Annotated in this window: 19 protein-coding genes; 16 read left to right on the forward strand and 3 right to left on the reverse strand. The window is 42.1% G+C overall.

Annotated features, from left to right (window positions below; translation table 11 throughout):
• The first annotated feature begins 37 nt into the window (after positions 1–37).
• The 12 genes from FC87_RS03170 to FC87_RS03225 all read left to right on the forward strand — a co-directional run bounded on the left by FC87_RS03170 (position 38) and on the right by FC87_RS03225 (position 10,485).
• The gene (locus tag FC87_RS03170) at positions 38–241 is read left to right on the forward strand and encodes a cold shock domain-containing protein (RefSeq protein WP_009167165.1); all 204 of its coding nucleotides are present in this window, start codon (positions 38–40) and stop codon (positions 239–241) included.
• A gap of 49 nt (positions 242–290) precedes the next feature.
• On the forward strand, positions 291–854 hold the full coding sequence (locus FC87_RS03175) for an NUDIX hydrolase (protein ID WP_009167164.1): 564 nt from the start codon (positions 291–293) through the stop codon (positions 852–854).
• Positions 851–1,120, forward strand: coding sequence for a hypothetical protein (locus tag FC87_RS03180; protein WP_054690624.1), 270 nt, complete (start codon positions 851–853; stop codon positions 1,118–1,120). The genes FC87_RS03175 and FC87_RS03180 overlap by 4 nt, the downstream gene beginning before the upstream one ends.
• Before the next feature lie 22 nt (positions 1,121–1,142).
• On the forward strand, positions 1,143–1,844 hold the full coding sequence (locus tag FC87_RS03185; protein WP_054690626.1) for a 5'-methylthioadenosine/adenosylhomocysteine nucleosidase: 702 nt from the start codon (positions 1,143–1,145) through the stop codon (positions 1,842–1,844).
• Positions 1,845–1,855: 11 nt separating this feature from the next.
• Positions 1,856–3,013 (forward strand): cysteine desulfurase family protein, encoded by a 1,158-nt coding sequence (locus tag FC87_RS03190; protein WP_056961615.1) that lies wholly within the window; start codon positions 1,856–1,858, stop codon positions 3,011–3,013.
• A 2-nt stretch (positions 3,014–3,015) separates the two neighbouring features.
• Positions 3,016–3,369, forward strand: coding sequence for a hypothetical protein (locus FC87_RS03195; RefSeq protein WP_009167160.1), 354 nt, complete (start codon positions 3,016–3,018; stop codon positions 3,367–3,369).
• A 104-nt stretch (positions 3,370–3,473) separates the two neighbouring features.
• Positions 3,474–4,592 (forward strand): tRNA 2-thiouridine(34) synthase MnmA, encoded by a 1,119-nt coding sequence (mnmA, locus tag FC87_RS03200; protein WP_009167159.1) that lies wholly within the window; start codon positions 3,474–3,476, stop codon positions 4,590–4,592.
• Between the two features lie 90 nt (positions 4,593–4,682).
• Entirely contained in the window at positions 4,683–5,339 is a 657-nt protein-coding gene (locus FC87_RS03205; protein WP_009167158.1) for a histidine phosphatase family protein, read from the forward strand.
• Between the two features lie 12 nt (positions 5,340–5,351).
• Complete coding sequence (locus FC87_RS03210; RefSeq protein WP_009167157.1) at positions 5,352–6,035, forward strand: tetratricopeptide repeat protein; 684 nt, start codon at positions 5,352–5,354, stop codon at positions 6,033–6,035.
• Positions 6,036–6,046: 11 nt separating this feature from the next.
• On the forward strand, positions 6,047–8,488 hold the full coding sequence (gene recD2 / locus FC87_RS03215) for an SF1B family DNA helicase RecD2 (RefSeq protein WP_009167156.1): 2,442 nt from the start codon (positions 6,047–6,049) through the stop codon (positions 8,486–8,488).
• Positions 8,489–8,526: 38 nt separating this feature from the next.
• Positions 8,527–9,477 (forward strand): ribose-phosphate diphosphokinase, encoded by a 951-nt coding sequence (locus FC87_RS03220; RefSeq protein WP_056961616.1) that lies wholly within the window; start codon positions 8,527–8,529, stop codon positions 9,475–9,477.
• Between the two features lie 12 nt (positions 9,478–9,489).
• A complete protein-coding gene (locus FC87_RS03225) occupies positions 9,490–10,485 on the forward strand; it encodes an aldo/keto reductase (RefSeq protein WP_009167154.1) in 996 nt (331 codons plus the stop codon).
• An 85-nt stretch (positions 10,486–10,570) separates the two neighbouring features.
• Here the strand turns inward: FC87_RS03225 and rnjA are convergent, their stop codons facing one another.
• Together rnjA and FC87_RS03235 are read right to left on the reverse strand one after the other, a co-directional pair.
• The gene (gene rnjA, locus FC87_RS03230; protein WP_009167153.1) at positions 10,571–12,265 is read right to left on the reverse strand and encodes a ribonuclease J1; all 1,695 of its coding nucleotides are present in this window, start codon (positions 12,263–12,265) and stop codon (positions 10,571–10,573) included.
• Positions 12,265–12,483, reverse strand: coding sequence for a DNA-directed RNA polymerase subunit epsilon (locus FC87_RS03235; protein WP_035422390.1), 219 nt, complete (start codon positions 12,481–12,483; stop codon positions 12,265–12,267). The genes rnjA and FC87_RS03235 overlap by 1 nt, the downstream gene beginning before the upstream one ends.
• 174 nt (positions 12,484–12,657) lie before the next feature.
• Here FC87_RS03235 and FC87_RS03240 point away from each other — a divergent pair, with 174 nt between their 5' ends.
• The gene (locus tag FC87_RS03240; protein ID WP_054690628.1) at positions 12,658–13,137 is read left to right on the forward strand and encodes a hypothetical protein; all 480 of its coding nucleotides are present in this window, start codon (positions 12,658–12,660) and stop codon (positions 13,135–13,137) included.
• 220 nt (positions 13,138–13,357) lie between these two features.
• On the opposite strand, the gene def is transcribed toward FC87_RS03240, so the two are convergent.
• On the reverse strand, positions 13,358–13,924 hold the full coding sequence (gene def / locus FC87_RS03245; protein ID WP_009167152.1) for a peptide deformylase: 567 nt from the start codon (positions 13,922–13,924) through the stop codon (positions 13,358–13,360).
• 112 nt (positions 13,925–14,036) lie between these two features.
• On the opposite strand from def, the gene FC87_RS03250 reads away from it, so the two are divergent.
• The 3 genes from FC87_RS03250 (at position 14,037) to typA (ending at position 17,336) form a co-directional block, all read left to right on the forward strand.
• On the forward strand, positions 14,037–15,023 hold the full coding sequence (locus FC87_RS03250) for a Rossmann-fold NAD(P)-binding domain-containing protein (RefSeq protein ID WP_156656528.1): 987 nt from the start codon (positions 14,037–14,039) through the stop codon (positions 15,021–15,023).
• Positions 15,007–15,300 (forward strand): UPF0223 family protein, encoded by a 294-nt coding sequence (locus tag FC87_RS03255; RefSeq protein ID WP_056961619.1) that lies wholly within the window; start codon positions 15,007–15,009, stop codon positions 15,298–15,300. Before FC87_RS03250 ends, FC87_RS03255 begins: the two co-directional genes overlap by 17 nt.
• Before the next feature lie 197 nt (positions 15,301–15,497).
• Positions 15,498–17,336, forward strand: coding sequence for a translational GTPase TypA (gene typA / locus FC87_RS03260; RefSeq protein ID WP_009167149.1), 1,839 nt, complete (start codon positions 15,498–15,500; stop codon positions 17,334–17,336).
• Positions 17,337–17,391: the final 55 nt, after the last annotated feature.

Consider the following 17,391-nt stretch of genomic DNA (forward strand, 5'->3'; position numbering starts at 1 on the left):
AGATGCAAGTCTCGCTTTTTTGTTAGGGGGAAATTAGATGCAAGGAGTTGTTAAGAGTTACCAGGCACAGCAGGGGTACGGATATTTGCTTGATCCTGAAGGAAATGATGTTTTCTTTCACATTACTGGCATAATTAGCGGCAGTCCTCAACAAATTCGAGTAAACATGCCGGTTGAGTTCGTTCAAGCCATGGGTAAACATGGCTTTCAAGCTGCAAAAATCAGATTGTTGGGTGCATAATGACATGGAAGCTTGATGATATAATCCTGACATTAGCGGAGGTAAGTACATGGATTTAAAGGAAACTGAAGTAGGTCGTTCGTTAAAATATGATGGCGAAGTGGTTCGCGTAGAACAACTGCGAGTTCGATTAGCTAATGGCGAACTGGCAAATCGCGACGTGGTTTATCATGCACCAGCGGTGGCAATGCTGGTTGTGACCAACGACGATAAGATGGTGCTTGAACGGCAATGGCGCATGCCTGCTAACCAAACACTGTTAGAAATTCCGGCAGGGAAGCTTGATGATCGTGATCAAGGGGAACCATTGTCAGCAGTTGAGCGAGAATTAAACGAAGAACTTCGTTTGCATGCGCAACACGTGCAGCTTTTAAGTGAGTTTTATACCTCTTGTGGCTTTACCGATGAATTTATGTATCTGTATCTAGTTACAGAATTGGAACCGGTTACCCATGATTTGCCACGTGATCAAGGTGAATTTTTAGAATTGCAGAAAGTCTCACTGCCTGAAGCGTTGCAGTTAGTTGCTGATCATCAAATTAAGGATGCTAAAACCATCATGGCCATCCAAGCTTGGAGATTGATGAAACTGCAGCCGGAGGATAAGGCATGAAAAATGAACCGTCACAATTAAATCAAACTCGCTCGGCCACAAATGACGCTCAAATGTCTGGGGCTGAAACAGAAACTAGAACTTCACGCTATGGAAAGCAGCCCGGCCAGCGGGTGTCAGCGGGTCAATCGGAACAAGAACCATTACCAAAACGTGACTTAGCTTTACAGCGTCAAAATAGACTCGGTCGTCGCTTAAATTGGGCAATTTTTATTTTAGTGGTGTTAATTATTTTAGTATTGCTAATAATGAGGTTTGTTGGTTAATTAATGAAGGGAGCAGGTTTGCATGAAAACTTTTGGAATCATTTGTGCTATGGATGAAGAAATTAAGCTTTTACAGGAGGCATTGACGGATGGTCATTGTCAACAAGTGGGGGCGATTACCTTCTATCAAGGAAAAATTAAGCACCAACCCGTAGTTTTAGTTAAGTCAGGAATTGGGAAGGTCGAAGCAGGAATTACGGCGGCCTTACTATTAACTAATTTTAAAATTGATGTGCTAATCCATTCGGGGTCTGCAGCGGGAATTGGAGAAAACCTTCAGGTCGGTGATGTGGTTTTGTCGACAGAAACGGCTTATCATGATGTTGATTGTACTGCTGATGGAGAAGTACTGGGTCAATTGCCAAACCAGCCGGCGCGGTTTGCTGCAGATGCAGAGTGGCGCGCACGGCTTGTTAAGGCCTCGCAAACAGCCCAATTGACCGTGCATCAGGGATTAATTGTAACTGGAGATCAATTCATTGCTGGAGCAGCGATGAAAAAGCGGATTTTAACTGCATTTCCAGATGCACTAGCAGCTGAAATGGAAGGGGCCGCAGTTGGACAAGTAGCGCATCAATTTAAAGTACCTTACGTAGTGGTGCGGGCGATGTCCGATGTTGGTGATGAAAATGCTAACACCAGTTTTAATGAATTTATCATAAAAGCGGGACAACAAGCTGCGCAAATGTTGGTAGATTTACTAGCAGCGGAACCTCAGATTTAAAGGAAGACGTTATGGAAGAAGTCTATTTAGATAATGCAGCGACAACACCGATTTCTTCGGCAGTTTTGGCAGAATTAACCGATCGATATCAGCATGTTTTTGGCAATGCATCGACCCTCTATGGATTAGGACGAGCGGCTAATCAAGTTCTAGAGCAGGCTCGGCACACCATGGCAACTAGTATTCATGCCGATGACGAGGAGATTGTTTTCACTAGTGGTGGAACTGAAAGTGACAATACCGCAATTATCAAAACTGCCGAAGCTCGCCAAGCGCTGGGAAATCATTTGATTACAACTGCTGTTGAACATGAGGCTGTTTTAAAATCAATGGCGTACTTAGAAGAACGTGGTTTTCGGGTTACGTACCTGCCAGTTGATGAAACGGGGCAGCTCTCGTTAGCAGACTTGGAAAATGCTCTAGATGATGAGACGATCCTCGTTTCAATCATGAGTGTAAATAATGAAGTTGGTACGCGGATGCCGATTCATGAGATTGGGGAACGGTTAAAAAATCATCAAGCCTGGTTTCACACGGATGCCGTTCAGGCCTACGGATTGGAAGATATTGATGTTAAAAGGGATCACATTGATATGTTATCGACCTCGGCTCATAAAATTAATGGTCCTAAGTTATTAGGTTTTTTATATAGGCAAAAAGATCTCCAATTTTCGAGTTATCTATTAGGTGGCGATCAAGAAGACAAACGACGGGCGGGCACTGAAAATGTCCCGGCGATTGCTGGATTTGCGACGGCGGTAGCGGCCCTTGATGCGTCTGAAAGAACCCAGCGTGCCGAGCGTTTTCAAGCATTTAAACTCCAAATTTTGCAACAGTTCAAGAAACATCAAATTGAGGTTAAAGTAAACGGCACGCTTGATCAGCACACTTCTCCTCATATTTTAAGTCTCTGGTTTCAGGGAATTTCTACTTATGTCTTACAAAATAATTTAGATCTAGAGGGAATTGCGGTGTCTGGTGGGTCGGCTTGTACGGCTGGAAATTTAGCCCCTTCCCACGTCTTGACAGCGCTGTTTGGTAAGCAAAGTCCGCGGCTAGAAGAATCTATTCGCCTGAGTTTTGGACAAGCTACCACGAGCAGTGAAATTGAAATCTTTACGACGGCAGTGATAAAAATCATTCGGCGATTAGCCGCACGGAGGTCTTAATCATGCAATTTAAAACAGAAGTTAGGTTGCCAAATAGTCCGATGAGTTACCGTTTGAACCCTGAAATCAAGGTGTTTACCCTATTGGATTTAAATTTTACAAAGAGTAAGCGGGGGAATTATGAACTGCAGCAGTCCCTGGGAACCGCACCGGGCAGTGCCAAAGAAATCAAATTAAAATTAACGATTTCAAATGATTTGACAACTTTTAAAATGGCAGTGGTCGACAGCACGGGTCTACAAACGATTAATATTTTTAAGCAACCGGCTGATCAAGAAGTCCAAGAACGGTTTAATTTTACAATTCGTCAGTTAGTATTACGAAAGGTTTTAACGGTAACTAAACTGCCGGACTAGCGGATTACTTGCGCATTAAATTCTAAATAGTTTATGATACTGATACTGGAATTACGACCTTCAAATCGTGGATTTCTGAATCTATAAGAATGATGGTGATATAAATGAGCGACAAGCAGCGCGTCGTTGTTGGGATGAGCGGCGGAGTGGACTCATCGGTTGCAGCCTATTTACTCAAACAACAAGGTTATGAAGTCATTGGTGTTTTTATGAAAAACTGGGATGATACTGATGAAAATGGGGTTTGTACCGCAACTGAAGATTATAAAGACGTGGCCCATGTAGCAAATCAGTTAGGGATTCCCTACTACTCGGTTAATTTTGAAAAGGAATATCGCGAACGGGTATTTAATTATTTTCTTGCGGAATATCGTCGTGGGCGGACACCTAATCCAGATGTATTATGTAACACCGAGATTAAGTACAAAGCGTTTTTAGAGTATGCGCTTGATTTAGGTGCCGACTACATTGCAATGGGGCATTATGCTCAGTTAAAACGTGATGAACAAGGTCATAATCATCTCTTGCGTTCGACCGACTTGAATAAAGATCAGACTTATTTTTTAAGTCAATTATCAACTGACCAGTTAGATCGCATTTTATTTCCGGTTGGTGGTATGACGAAACCAGAAGTTCGAGAAATTGCACACGAAGCACAACTCTATGTTGCTGATAAAAAGGATTCGATGGGAGTTTGTTTTATCGGTCCAAATAATTTTGACAATTTTTTGAGTGAATATTTACCGGCCCAACCGGGAAAAATGATGACATTTGATGGGGAAGTAAAGGGACAACACCAAGGTTTGATGTACTATACCATTGGTCAACGACGCGGGTTAGGCATCGGTGGCGATGGTCATGATAACCAACCGTGGTTTGTCGTTGGAAAAGATTTAGCACACAACGTTTTATACGTTGGGAAGGGCTATGAAAATCCACATCTATACGCTGATTATTTGCTAGCTTCCGGGATGTCATGGGTGGCTGGTAATACGATGGGACAGGATTTTCACTGTACAGCTAAATTTCGGTATCGCCAGCGTGATGTTGGGGTGACTGTGCATGTTGATCCTGATGGTGATCGGGTACGCGTTGATTTTGATGAGCCAGCGCGGGCCGTTACACCGGGACAGGCACTCGTGTTGTATCAGGGAGCTGAATGTCTTGGTGAAGCAACAATTGATGCCGCCTATCAACATTCAAAAAAATTACAATATGTGTAAAAGGCTGACTTTTTAGGTCGGTCTTTTTTTGCGTCTGACAGCGGAAACTGCAATAATAATGGTATCTAAAAAATTCGTAGGATGGTAAGTATGAGACTCTATTTTATCAGGCACGGGAAAACGACGTGGAATTTAGAAAGCCGTTATCAAGGCGCTGGTGGGGATTCTCCACTATTGGCGACTAGTTATTCTGAAATTCGGCAGGCCGGATTCTTCTTGCGGGAACAATCATTTGCACATGTATACGCAAGTCCAATTAAGCGAGCCCGAGTGACAGCAAGTAAATTATTAACCGCAATGAACGTTAAGGTACCGTTATCACTTGACAACCGATTGGAAGAATTCCATCTTGGTCAGCTAGAAGGAATGAAATTTACAGATGCAGCGGCAGCATATCCGCAGGTATTTGATAATTTTAGAAATCATCCTGATCAATATGATCCAACCGAGATTGGTGGCGAAAGTTATGCTGAAGTCGTAGCTCGCATGCGCCAAAAGATTTTTGAAATCACCGCTAATTTTGAAAATTCACAACAAATCCTGCTAGTCAGTCATGGCGCGGCTCTTACTGCTCTGATTAATTCACTCTTACAGGTTCCAATGGCAGATTGGCGCAAACGTGGTGGTCTGGGGAATACCAGCACAACTATTTTGGAAACCCTTGATCATGGGCAAACCTTTTCGTTAATTGCATGGAACCAAACGAACTATTTGAACCGGCCTTTGGAAACTTCTGACTTAATTTGAGGATAGAATATTATGATAGATAAACCGGATGCACATACAAAACAACAGCAGGCGGAGGCAACCCTACACCAGTTAGTACAAGATATTGATAATCATCCGCATGATTATCGTCCTTACTATGATCTCAGTGTGTTGTTAATTGAATTGCACAGTTACACGCAGGCAGAGGAATTATTGGTAAAGGCTCTGGGATTGTTTCAAGATCGTAGTCGAACCGCTAAAAATCTCTTGACCTATGGGCTCGGTAATGTATACTATTCTGCCGGTCAATATCAAAAAGCCATTACAGAATTTCAACAGGTAAATGATCAGCAACTGCAACACGATGCGTATCTAATGTTAGCGCAAAGCTACATGGGAGAACATGACTATCAACATGCCGTAGCATTTTTGTTGACAGCCCAAGAGACCAGTCGACAAGATCCAACCGTTAATCGACTATTAGGGCAGTCATTATTAGCATTAGGTGATTTTAAGCAGGCAGCTAGTTTTTATGATCAGGTGTTGCAGGCGCAACCACAGGATTTAGTAGCAAATTTTGATCGCGGACTAATTGCCCTAGTTTTAGGAGCAACTGCCGAACCGTATTTTGAGAAGGTTAAAACGATTGATCCTCAATATTATTCGCAACAGCAGCAGCGGATTACAGCGATCAAGGAGCAAATTAAAGCTAAGCAACAAAGAACTGATTCGTAAGGAGAGAACAGGTGGCACGGTCGGTGGATTTATTTGCACAAGCAGAACAAGACGATCATTCTACGACCTCAGAAGTGGTCGTAGGGCGAGTTGTAACCACTTTTTTTGCTGGCAAGGATAGTTTTTATAAAGTGCTTCTGGTCAAAGTGGAAGAGCATAGCTTTGCCTGGGATGAGGCAGAGATTGTGGTGACTGGTGATTTTGCAGAAATTGGTGATGATATTAGTTATCGATTCGTGGGAAAGCTGGTTGATCATCCCAAGTATGGAAAACAATTTCAGGCAGTTAACTACCAGCGAAATCAGCAGACTTCTGCTTCAGGTTTGATTAAATATCTAGCTGGAAGTGATTTTCCCGGAGTTGGACCCAAGTCTGCCACTAAAATTGTACAGACCCTTGGACTTAATCTTATTGAACAGGTTTTAAAGAACCCCGCAATTTTGGACCGCGTTCCATTAGCCGCACAGCAGAAAAAAACGGTTTTGACGACTTTACAACAAAATAATGGCGCCGAACAAGTGATTGTGGGGTTAAATAGTTTTGGCTTTGGGAGCAAATTGGCCGCAGCTATTTTTAAAAAATATCATGAAGAAGCACTGACAGTTATCCAAGAGGACCCTTATCGGTTAGTAGGTGATATTCCAAACATTAGTTTTAAACGGGCGGATCAACTAGCGCAACAGCTTGGAATTAGCTATAACGATCCCACCCGGTTGCAAGCCGGACTGATAACCACTTTAGAAGAGCTGGCTAATACTAGCGGTAGTACCTATGCTAATCGTGAAGAAGTTGTAAGAGCTAGTTTTTCCGTCTTAAATACGGATCCAAATCAGACAATTGATGAGCAACAGCTCGGTCAGGCATTGCAACAGTTAGTTACCACACAACAAATTATGGTGGTTGATGAAGAAAAATTTTATTTAAAACGGTTTTATGATGCAGAACGCCAAATTGCGAATCAGTTACAGCGGATTGCAAAGGCGCCCACTGCTACTAAAACGATTGACTATGAAACAGCGTTAGCAACGTGTGCCAATCAGCTGAAGATTAACTATGACCAGTCCCAACACCAAGCAATTTTGGCCGCTTTAAACCAGCAATTGTTTATTCTTACCGGTGGTCCAGGAACTGGGAAGACTACAATTATTAAGGGAATCGTGCAGACATTTGCGGTCGCGCAGGAGCTTTCCCTGGAATTATCGGATTATCACGACCAACCATTTCCAGTCTTACTAGCGGCACCAACTGGTCGTGCTGCCAAGAAAATGAGTGAGGCGACTGGGATTCCGGCCAGTACCATTCACCGCTTGTTGGGATTAAATGGAAATGAAGAACCAGGGACTAGCGAAATTGATGGGCAGTTGTTAATTATTGATGAGATGTCGATGGTTGACACGGAGCTCTTTGCTAAACTGGTACAAGCGATCCCAACAGGAATGAAATTAATCTTAGTGGGGGATCAAGATCAATTGCCGTCAGTGGGTCCGGGTCAAGTCTTTTATGATTTAATCCACTCGCAGACGATTGCAACCCAAGAACTAACCCAGATTCACCGCCAAAGTTCTGATTCAACAATTGTCGACTTGGCTCATGAGATCAGAATGGGAATGTTGCCACCAGACTTACTTAAGAAGGCAGCAGACCGAAGTTTTATTCCGTGTGGCAGTCAACAAGTCGTTCAGGTGATTGAGCAGGTAGTTAAAAAAGCTCATCAACATGAGTTTGCTACGGCAGAAATTCAAGTGTTGGCTCCCATGTATCGGGGAGTTGCTGGAATTGATCATTTGAATACAGCCCTGCAACCGGTACTTAATCCACCAGCTGGTCAGGCTGCGAAGGAAGTTAATTATCGAGATACAACCTATCGAATTGGTGATAAGGTGTTGCAATTAACTAATGATGCAGATCATAATGTTTTTAACGGTGACATTGGGAAGATTGTTGGGATTGATGTGAACAACCAAAAGAAGCCGTATCTAGATAAACTAATTATTGATTTTGATGATTCCGAAGTAACCTATAGTCGAAATGATTGGAATCAAATTACGCTGGCGTACTGTACTTCAATTCATAAGGCCCAGGGGAGTGAGTTTCAGTTAGTAGTGTTGCCATTAGTCCCTCAATATGGTCGGATGTTACAACGAAATTTATTGTATACAGCGGTAACGCGCGCCGCCGAAAAATTAATTATGGTTGGTGATCCCCAAGCATTTCAGACTTGTTTGGAGCACGAATCAAGCAATCGGAAAACTTTTTTGGAGCACTGGCTACATCAGGTTTTTACATCTGAAGGCGATTCGACAGTTCCCGCAAGAGAGTTGCAGTCTGAACCGCAGGACAAGCTCTTAACGTTGAGTGCCATTCAAAATAATGAAATTGATCCAATGATTGGAATGGATGGGATCGTCCCGGCAGATTTTTTACGTACTAAATCAACGAAAACTACGATATAATAAAAGTGAAAGCAAATCATAATTTGAGAGGAAACCGTATGGGTAAAACAACTGCACATCAACCAATTATTTTTGCCTTAAGTTCCAATGAGCCATTAACGGAAAAAATTGCTGCCGTAAGTGGGATGTCGGTAGGGAAAGCAACCATCAATCACTTTAGTGATGGTGAGATTAAAATCTCAATTGATGAAAGTATTCGTGGTGACGATGTTTATTTAGTACAATCACTTTCTGACCCAGTCAATGATAACTTCATGGAACTGATGATTATGATTGACGCGGTTCGGCGCACGAGTGCCCACCGGATCAATGTCGTGATCCCTTATTACGGCTATTCTCGTTCTGATCGCAAAGCTAAGTCGAGGGAACCGATTACAGCAAAATTGGTAGCGTCATTCTTGCAGAGTAGCGCCGTTGATCGGGTAATTGCGCTTGATTTACATGCTGCGCAGATTCAAGGCTTTTTTGATATTCCGGTTGATCATTTGCAACCGGCGCGTTTGTTTGCTGATTATTTGCGTGCACAGCATTTGGATGAGAATGCCGTAGTAGTTGCTCCTGATCATAATGGAGTAGCACGGGCTCGCTCAATTGCGAAGCTGTTACAGTTGCCGCTTGCAATTGTCGATAATCGTGATCCAGAAGATTCTGGGCATATTCCAGAATCAGTCATTGGTGACGTAGCTGGCAAGAATACTTTGATTATTGATGATATTATCGTAACGGGACACAAGTTGTTAGTGTCTGCGGAAGCGTTGAAAAAAGCGGGAGCCCAGCAAACGATTGGAGTGGTAACCCACCCAGTTTTTTCAAAAAATGTTTTGGAAAATTTGAAAAATCCAGCAATTGATCAGTTACTAGTGACTGATTCCGTTCAAGTTCCAGCAGACCAACATAGCGATAAGTTAACTATTATTTCGGTTGGCAAGTTGCTGGGCTCCGCATTAAAGTTGATTCAAAATAATGAATCAACACACTTACTATTTTAGGGGGAAATGTTGATGGTTTATCGAGCAAGTGAACATCGATACGATACAATGAAGGTTCGTAGAGCCGGACAGAGTGGATTACAGCTCCCGGCATTATCATTTGGAATGTGGCATAGTTTTGGCGATGACGCAAATTTTCAAGATAGTGAGAAAATTATTTTGGATGCTTTTGACCGTGGGATTTTTAGCTTTGATTTAGCTAATAACTATGGACCTGGTTCAGGGGCAGCGGAGCGAATGTTTGGGCAGGTCTATCGCCAGGATTTAAAACCATATCGAGATGAGCTAGTGATTACTACTAAAGCTGGTTTTCATATGTGGCCTGGAGTTTATGGTAATTTTTCCTCGCGAAAAACGCTGATTGCAGCCTTGGATCGTAGTTTGCAACGCATGGGATTAGAGTACGTTGATATTTATTATTCGCATCGATTTGATCCTGAAACTAAGCTTGAAGAAACAGCCGAAGCTTTGGATAGTATAGTGCGAGCAGGAAAGGCGCTTTATATAGGAATTTCCAATTATGATGGTCCACAGACGGCTCGCATGATTGAGCTGTTTCAGCAATTGCACACACCATTTGTAGTTAACCAAAGTTCGTATAACCTCTTAAACCGCCAAGCTGAAACCGATGGCACCCTTCAGACGCTGGCTGACCATGATGCAGGGTTTGTTGCTTATGGACCATTGGCGGAGGGCTTATTAACTAACAAATATTTGACCAGTAAACCTAGCAATCTGCATCTCCACTGGACTAATAATTTCTTACTAAAAAATGGGCAGGAACGGGCTCTGCAAAAGTTAAAGCAATTGAATGACCTAGCTCAAAACCGAAATCAGACGTTGGCACAGATGTCGTTGGCATGGCTGCTAAATAACCCAACCATTACTAGTGTGGTTACGGGGGCGTCAAAAACCGCTCATTTAGATGATAACCTCGCCGCATTAGATCATCTTGACTTTACAGCTGATGAACTGCGTCGAATTGATCAAATTGTAAAGGAAAACTAATATTAGAACAAAAAAACATCACCAGAATATCTCTGGTGATGTTTTTTTGTTCATAGCAATTTTGGTTACAAACAAGGCTCCTAAACTAATTTTTTTCTTTGCCATTGTTCATAATTAGCATTGGTAAAACTAGGGGACTACGTTCTGTTTTTTCGTAGAGAAAGTTTGATAAATCATTGACGATTGCTTTTTGAATTGATTTTTCGTCTGCTTTTTTATTGCTCATGGCACGTCGAATCGTGCGAAAGACTAATTTTCTTCCTTGATCTAGCAATTCGCCTGATTCACGCATGTAAACAAAACCACGTGACAGTAGGTCAGGACCGGACTGGATTTCTTGGTGTTTAAGGTTAATGGTAGCAACTACTACAACTAGACCTTCCTCTGACAATAACTGACGGTCTTTGATAACGGCTTCGTTGACTTTATCGACGCCATTGCCGTCAATGTAAACATCATCGGCTACAAAGCTACCAGCCATGCGAGCGTGATCTTTGGTTAAAGCTAAGACTTGCCCATTTTTGAGGATGAAACAATGGTCAGCAGGAACGCCACACTGTTCTGCTAAACCAATGTGAATTTTTTGCATCCGATACTCACCGTGAATGGGGACAAAGAACTTGGGCTTCATGAGACGAATCATTAGTTTCTCTTCTTCTTGGCCACCATGACCAGAAGTATGGATATGATTTTCATATCCTTTGATGACTTTGGCACCAGCAGCCTCTAATTCGTTTAAAATGCGATTAACGCTGAGAACGTTTCCAGGAATCGGATTACTTGAGAGAACCACTGTGTCACCAGGTTCGATTGAAACCTGACGATGAGTCCCATTAGCAATCCGTGAAAGAGCAGCCATCTGCTCTCCTTGAGAACCAGTACAAAGAATCATTACCTTATTTGCTGGCAGTGATCGGAGCTGGTTGGCATCAATGAAAGCACTGTCAGGAACTTTGATGTAACCAAGGGCGCGACCATTCACGACGGCTGCTTCCATACTGCGTCCAAATACGGCAATCTTACGACCGCGTTGATAAGCAGCATCAATTGCAGTCATGACACGAGAAAGGTTAGAGGCGAAGGTGGCAAAAATAATCCGACCATCAATTTTATCAAAGATGTTACGGACAGACTGACTGACATAGTTTTCAGATTTAGTCCAAACCGGTTTTTCTGCATTGGTGCTGTCGCCCATTAAACAAAGCACGCCTTCTTCGCCTAGACGAGCCATTTCTTGTAAGTCCGGTGGGGTATTGGTAACGGGAGTTAGGTCAAATTTGTAATCGCCTGTTTCCACGATCACTCCATCGGGAGTGTGCACCGCAACTCCTAAAGTATCTGGGATGGAATGGGTCGTACGAAAAAAGGAAACACTAGTTTTTTTAAAGCGGAGAACTGATTTTTCGTTGATTTCATGTAACTCCGTTTGCTTCAGGAGATTATGTTCCTCAAGCTTGTTTTTTATCATCGCTAGGGCTAACGGACCAGCATAAACGGGCACGTTAATCGCCTGTAGGATAAATGGAATCCCCCCAATATGGTCTTCGTGTCCGTGAGTAATTACCAAACATTTAATTTTAGCTTGGTTTTCAACTAGGTATTGGTAATCAGGAATTACGTAGTTAATCCCCAATTGATCTGATTCTGGAAACTTGATTCCGGCATCAATTAGGACAATTTCATCCTGAAATTGAACTCCGTAGGTATTTTTACCGATTTCTCCCAAGCCACCAACGCCGTAGATAGCAGTTTCGTTATTTTTGACGTTTAATTTGCTCATTATTTTTTAAACTCCGTTATTTTAAAAGTCGGTTCTTGTTGTTCAAATTCGAGGTGTTTACCACTAATTTGCTGAATAAATTCAATTTCATAATCAGTGTGTTTAGCAACTAGTTCGCGAACCTCTGCTTCAGTAGTTGCGTCTAAATAAAGCGCCTTAGTAGTTTCGCGTTTGGGGTTTTGTTGAGGTTTAGGTTGATATAAAACTTTAAAAATCAAAATAATCGCTCCTTCATATAAGTTAATTGATAAATTTTAATGTCGAACAAAAGGTTGTGATAGCACAACAGCTAACCTAATTTTAGCATATCGGAGAAAATAAGTATAGAAAGCTTGTTTTAGCAACTGAGTGCGTTCATAATTTAGAAGCATATTAGTAGGGAGTGAACAACTTTGCATTTAATCAGCGAATTGATTGTGGGTACGGTCGTAGCAGTTGTCATTTACAATATTTTGCATCATTTTTTAGTAGTGATCCCTAATCGGAGGCATCAACAACAGACGAAAACCTTTGTTGACCAAGTCGTCTACACTAGTTTGCGCCGGCTCTCACAACAAACAAAGGGGGCGGTGGCAGCTAAGCCACAGTCGTCACGGGTGTTGTCGAGTGTATGGGGGAGAGGGGTGATGGTGTTTGAATACCGTTATCAATTACAGGATACGAATTCTTTAGACGTGCTCCAACCAGCAATTAAAAATCAGATCGAGCAGGTTGCTAAAGATAATGGTTTGATCAACCATAAGCACGACTCACGATTGTTAGTTACAGATTGTTGGCAACAAGCTGACGTACTGGTTTTTAATGTAGCAGACGTTAAAAATAATGCAACGACCGAGTTTATTCATGATCTCAAAAAAATTGATGAAAAATAGCGCTTGGTTTCAAAGTAGTCTTACTAGTCAGAAGGGGGAATGTAGCTACCTAAAGCTTTCCTTAAACGATTAGACAATAAGATCTAACGTCAGTGCTTTGACTGAATGTTAGTAGTTGTTTAGCTTGCAATACATTCAAAAAATAAAAGACGTCATCCCCAGTTGAAAGTTAATTCAATTGGGGATGACGTCTTTATTAGAAATGGCTGACTTAATTGCTCTAATCGATAAAAATTTCGCTTCGATCCCTGCGGAAGGGCTGGTTTTTATCGATATGATCATAGAATAAAGTCCCGTGTAAATGATCGATTTCATGTTGCACAATAATAGCTGGATAGTGTTTTAAGCGAACCTGATGTTCAGCACCATCAAGGTCCTGATAATGAACTGTAATTCGATCAGATCGCGGAACATAGCCCGGGAATTCTTTGTCAACCGACAGGCATCCTTCACCTACGGTCAGGGCCGCCTGCTGAACCGAACTAGAGACGATCACGGGATTGACCATGATTGCTTTGAAGGGAGAAATCTGTTCAGGATCATCTTCATCCGGAGGAGTTAAAACTGCTGCCATCAGTTTGCCGACCCCTACTTGAGGTGCAGCTAAACCAACGCCGGCACGGAGCTGATATTTTTCACATTGCTCCGGATCCTGACTAATTTCTAAATACTGCATCATCTTTTGACCAAGTTTGCGATCTTCAGCACTCAGGGGGTAAGGAACGGTTTCAGACTGTTGACGTAAAATTGGGTTACCATCGCGGGTAATGTCTTTCATTAAATACAAACGAGAAACCTCCATTCGCTAACATAAGAATACCTTTAATATTATATGGCAATTTGAAAATAATGGGAAATCGAACTAAAATTTAAGAAAAACTTTGTTTTTTTACAGTGGAATGTTAAATTATTACCAGATTAGTATCTCAACTAAAAGGAGTTGGCGACTTATTGAACCATTACAAATCATGATCGTTGGAGATCAACAGCGGATTCGCCAGTTTATTCAAACATTAATCATGCATGATTGGCCGTTAAAAGTTATTGTAACGGATTTAGCAGCTTTTGAGCCAGAAGTGGTGGCTCAGCGTGGATGCCGTCGCTTTCAACTTCAATCGGTGTCAACGGACTTAACGAAAACGGCTGTTGTAATTTGGCTACCAGACACGACTTTTTTTGATGCTAAAGTAGTGGAGCCGACTGAGGTGGCGCTCTCCTTACGAACGATGATCGACGAATTACGGAGTACCGTTAATCGTCTAATTTCTGCTGGGTTTGCTGGCAAAATGATTTTTGACGTCCCTCACGACGAAATTTTCACTTATTTTGCAGCTTACTTTTCGGGATTTGCGGTGGAGCAGATTATTGGGGTAGGAACGTTGCCACAAGAAATGCTGTTGCGCAATGAATTGTGCAACCGGTTAGGAGTAGCAAGTGATGATTTAAACGTAAACACCTTAGGATTGAATACCAATAGCTTTGTGGCTTGGAGTCGAATTTATTTAGGTTCGATGAACCTTTTATCATATTTAAAAAGTGAGGACAATAACTTAGATTTGGACTTGTTAGAAGAACTGCAGGCGACTATTTCGGATCAAGCAATCGTTGGCAATGAGATTATTCAGCAAAAAGCAATTTTAAAGTTGTTAGATGCCTTATTTTACCAACACGCAATTTTGTACACTGGGGTAGGTCTTAAAAAGAATAAAGACCAGCTACAATTAGCATTGGTTAACAGAATTATTAATACCAAAGGGATGCAGCATGAACTTCAGCTGCCACTTTCAGACCAAGAAGCCCAGGACTTAGCAACGGATTTGGATTTTGCAAATGAAGTCATTACGGCTATTAAAAAGGAAAATTCAGCTGATGGAACGACGAAGTGATAATTATGAATACCCATTATTTGACGATTGGACAACCGCAGAACTGATGGAAGTTTTAGAATTTTTTCGTAATATTGAGCGTGCTTATCAAGATCCTCGCGGGGTACAACGTGAGCAACTTTTGCAAAGTTATCGTAATTTTCAAAAAATCAACCCGGCTCCGGCTGATCAGCACCAATTACAACGTTCATTTGAAGCTCGGTCCGGATTAGATGGCTTCCATCTAATTAAGAGAGCACGAGATTGTCCGGAGTTGAACTGGATTAAAGCAAAGTAGCGCGGTTCGGTCGTTGACACAATCAGATTTGTTGTGGTAGGATGAGAGACAGAGTTATGACGAATCAGAAGGCAAACGAATTTTAAATTAGATATTAGTTTGAACTAAGGCTGTGACCGTGTCACAGCTTTTTATCTGAATTTACGCTATTCCCGCTGGAGTTGTTCGTTTTACCCACCCTAAAAGGAGGAAATACTTTGAAAACTAGAGATGACATTCGTAACATTGCAATTATTGCCCACGTTGACCATGGGAAGACGACCTTGGTGAATGAACTTTTAAAGCAGTCTGATACGCTGAATGGTCATGATGAAATTCAAGACCGAGCTTTGGACTCTAACCCAATTGAGAGAGAACGTGGTATTACGATTCTTTCAAAAAATACAGCGGTTAAATACGATGACAAACAAATTAATATCCTAGATACTCCCGGACATGCCGATTTTGGTGGGGAAGTAGAACGGATTATGCGGATGGTTGATGGAGTTTTATTAGTGGTTGATGCCGCCGAAGGAACGATGCCTCAGACTCGGTTTGTGCTTAAAAAAGCTTTGGATCAACACCTTACTCCCATTGTTGTCATTAACAAAATTGATAAACCTGGAGCTCGTCCAGAAGAAGTGGTTGACGAAGTGTTGGATCTCTTCATCGAACTTGGTGCTGATGAGAGTCAGTTGGAGTTTCCGGTTGTGTATGCTTCGGCCATGAACGGAACTTCTAGTACAGAGCCAGCTCTGGACTCACAAGAACATACGATGAAACCAATTTTTGACGCCATTTTGTCAAACATTCCGGCTCCAATTGACAACTCTGATGAACCACTTCAATTTCAGGTTGCCATGCTAGATTATGATGATTTTGTGGGTCGCATTGGAATTGGTCGGGTCTTTAGAGGTACCATCAAGATTGGTGATAACGTCGTGGTGATGAAGCTCGATGGTTCCCAGCAGAAATTCCGTGTTACTAAGATTATGGGATTTGTTGGTTTGAACAAGGTTGAAATTAAGGAAGCCCGTGCGGGAGACCTGATTGCCGTTTCCGGAATGGAAGATATCAACGTGGGAGAAACGGTCGCAGCTGCTGATTGTCTTGAGGCATTACCTATTCTACGTATTGATGAGCCCACAATGCGAATGACCTTTGGAACCAACACTTCCCCCTTTGTTGGAAAAGAAGGTAAATTTGTGACCGCCCGTCAATTAATTGACCGATTAAGTCGGGAACTTCATACTGATGTTTCATTACGAGTTGATGAAACCGATGATCCAGGTTCATGGGTGGTTTCCGGTCGTGGAGAACTGCATCTTTCGATTTTAATTGAAACCCTACGTCGTGAAGGGTTTGAACTCCAAGTTTCTCGCCCCGAGGTAATCTATAAGGAAGTTGACGGAGCCAAATGCGAACCATATGAAATGGTTCAAATTGATACTCCAGAAGAATATTCTGGTACGATTATTGACACCCTGTCCCAACGAAAGGGTGAAATGCAAAACATGGAAAGTGTGGGGAATGGTCAAACGAGATTGAGTTTCTTAGTACCTTCTCGAGGCTTAATTGGCTACTCTACTCAATTCTTGTCCATTACGCATGGATATGGAATTATGAATCATAGCTTTGAAAAGTATGCTCCGGTAGTTAAAAATTGGGATCCCGGTCGTCGTAATGGGACCTTAGTTTCGATTAACACTGGGAAAGTTACCACTTATGCTATCATGGCGGTTCAAGATCGGGGACAGATCTTTACCGATCCTGGAACTGAGGTTTATGAAGGGATGGTTGTTGGTCAAAATTCGCGTGATAATGATATTTCTGTTAACATCACTCGTGGTCGCAACCAGACCAATGTGCGGGCTGCTGGTTCCGAAGATATCGCCAAAGTTAAAGCTCCTGTTCATTTAACGTTGGAAGAATCACTTGAATTTTTGAATAGTGATGAACTATGCGAAGTTACGCCGGAACATATTCGCCTGCGGAAACGAATTTTGAACACGAATGAACGAGAAAAAGCGGCAAAAAAACAAAAACATAACCACTAAGCTTAAAAAAACCACTCCTAACGAGTGGTTTTTTCGTAAGGTTTGCTGGAGCGAT

Source organism: Fructilactobacillus florum DSM 22689 = JCM 16035, from assembly GCF_001436645.1.
GTDB lineage: Bacteria > Bacillota > Bacilli > Lactobacillales > Lactobacillaceae > Fructilactobacillus > Fructilactobacillus florum.

What these genes read in the sequence shown, in the direction of transcription:
- FC87_RS03170 (WP_009167165.1), top strand. Translation starts at nt 38, where the DNA reads ATGCAAGGAGTTGTTAAGAGTTACCAGGCACAGCAGGGGTACGGATAT.
- FC87_RS03175 (WP_009167164.1), top strand. Translation starts at nt 291, where the DNA reads ATGGATTTAAAGGAAACTGAAGTAGGTCGTTCGTTAAAATATGATGGC.
- FC87_RS03180 (WP_054690624.1), top strand. Translation starts at nt 851, where the DNA reads ATGAAAAATGAACCGTCACAATTAAATCAAACTCGCTCGGCCACAAAT.
- FC87_RS03185 (WP_054690626.1), top strand. Translation starts at nt 1,143, where the DNA reads ATGAAAACTTTTGGAATCATTTGTGCTATGGATGAAGAAATTAAGCTT.
- FC87_RS03190 (WP_056961615.1), top strand. Translation starts at nt 1,856, where the DNA reads ATGGAAGAAGTCTATTTAGATAATGCAGCGACAACACCGATTTCTTCG.
- FC87_RS03195 (WP_009167160.1), top strand. Translation starts at nt 3,016, where the DNA reads ATGCAATTTAAAACAGAAGTTAGGTTGCCAAATAGTCCGATGAGTTAC.
- mnmA (WP_009167159.1), top strand. Translation starts at nt 3,474, where the DNA reads ATGAGCGACAAGCAGCGCGTCGTTGTTGGGATGAGCGGCGGAGTGGAC.
- FC87_RS03205 (WP_009167158.1), top strand. Translation starts at nt 4,683, where the DNA reads ATGAGACTCTATTTTATCAGGCACGGGAAAACGACGTGGAATTTAGAA.
- FC87_RS03210 (WP_009167157.1), top strand. Translation starts at nt 5,352, where the DNA reads ATGATAGATAAACCGGATGCACATACAAAACAACAGCAGGCGGAGGCA.
- FC87_RS03220 (WP_056961616.1), top strand. Translation starts at nt 8,527, where the DNA reads ATGGGTAAAACAACTGCACATCAACCAATTATTTTTGCCTTAAGTTCC.
- FC87_RS03225 (WP_009167154.1), top strand. Translation starts at nt 9,490, where the DNA reads ATGGTTTATCGAGCAAGTGAACATCGATACGATACAATGAAGGTTCGT.
- rnjA (WP_009167153.1), bottom strand. Translation starts at nt 12,265, where the DNA reads ATGAGCAAATTAAACGTCAAAAATAACGAAACTGCTATCTACGGCGTT.
- FC87_RS03250 (WP_156656528.1), top strand. Translation starts at nt 14,037, where the DNA reads ATGTTAAATTATTACCAGATTAGTATCTCAACTAAAAGGAGTTGGCGA.
- FC87_RS03255 (WP_056961619.1), top strand. Translation starts at nt 15,007, where the DNA reads ATGGAACGACGAAGTGATAATTATGAATACCCATTATTTGACGATTGG.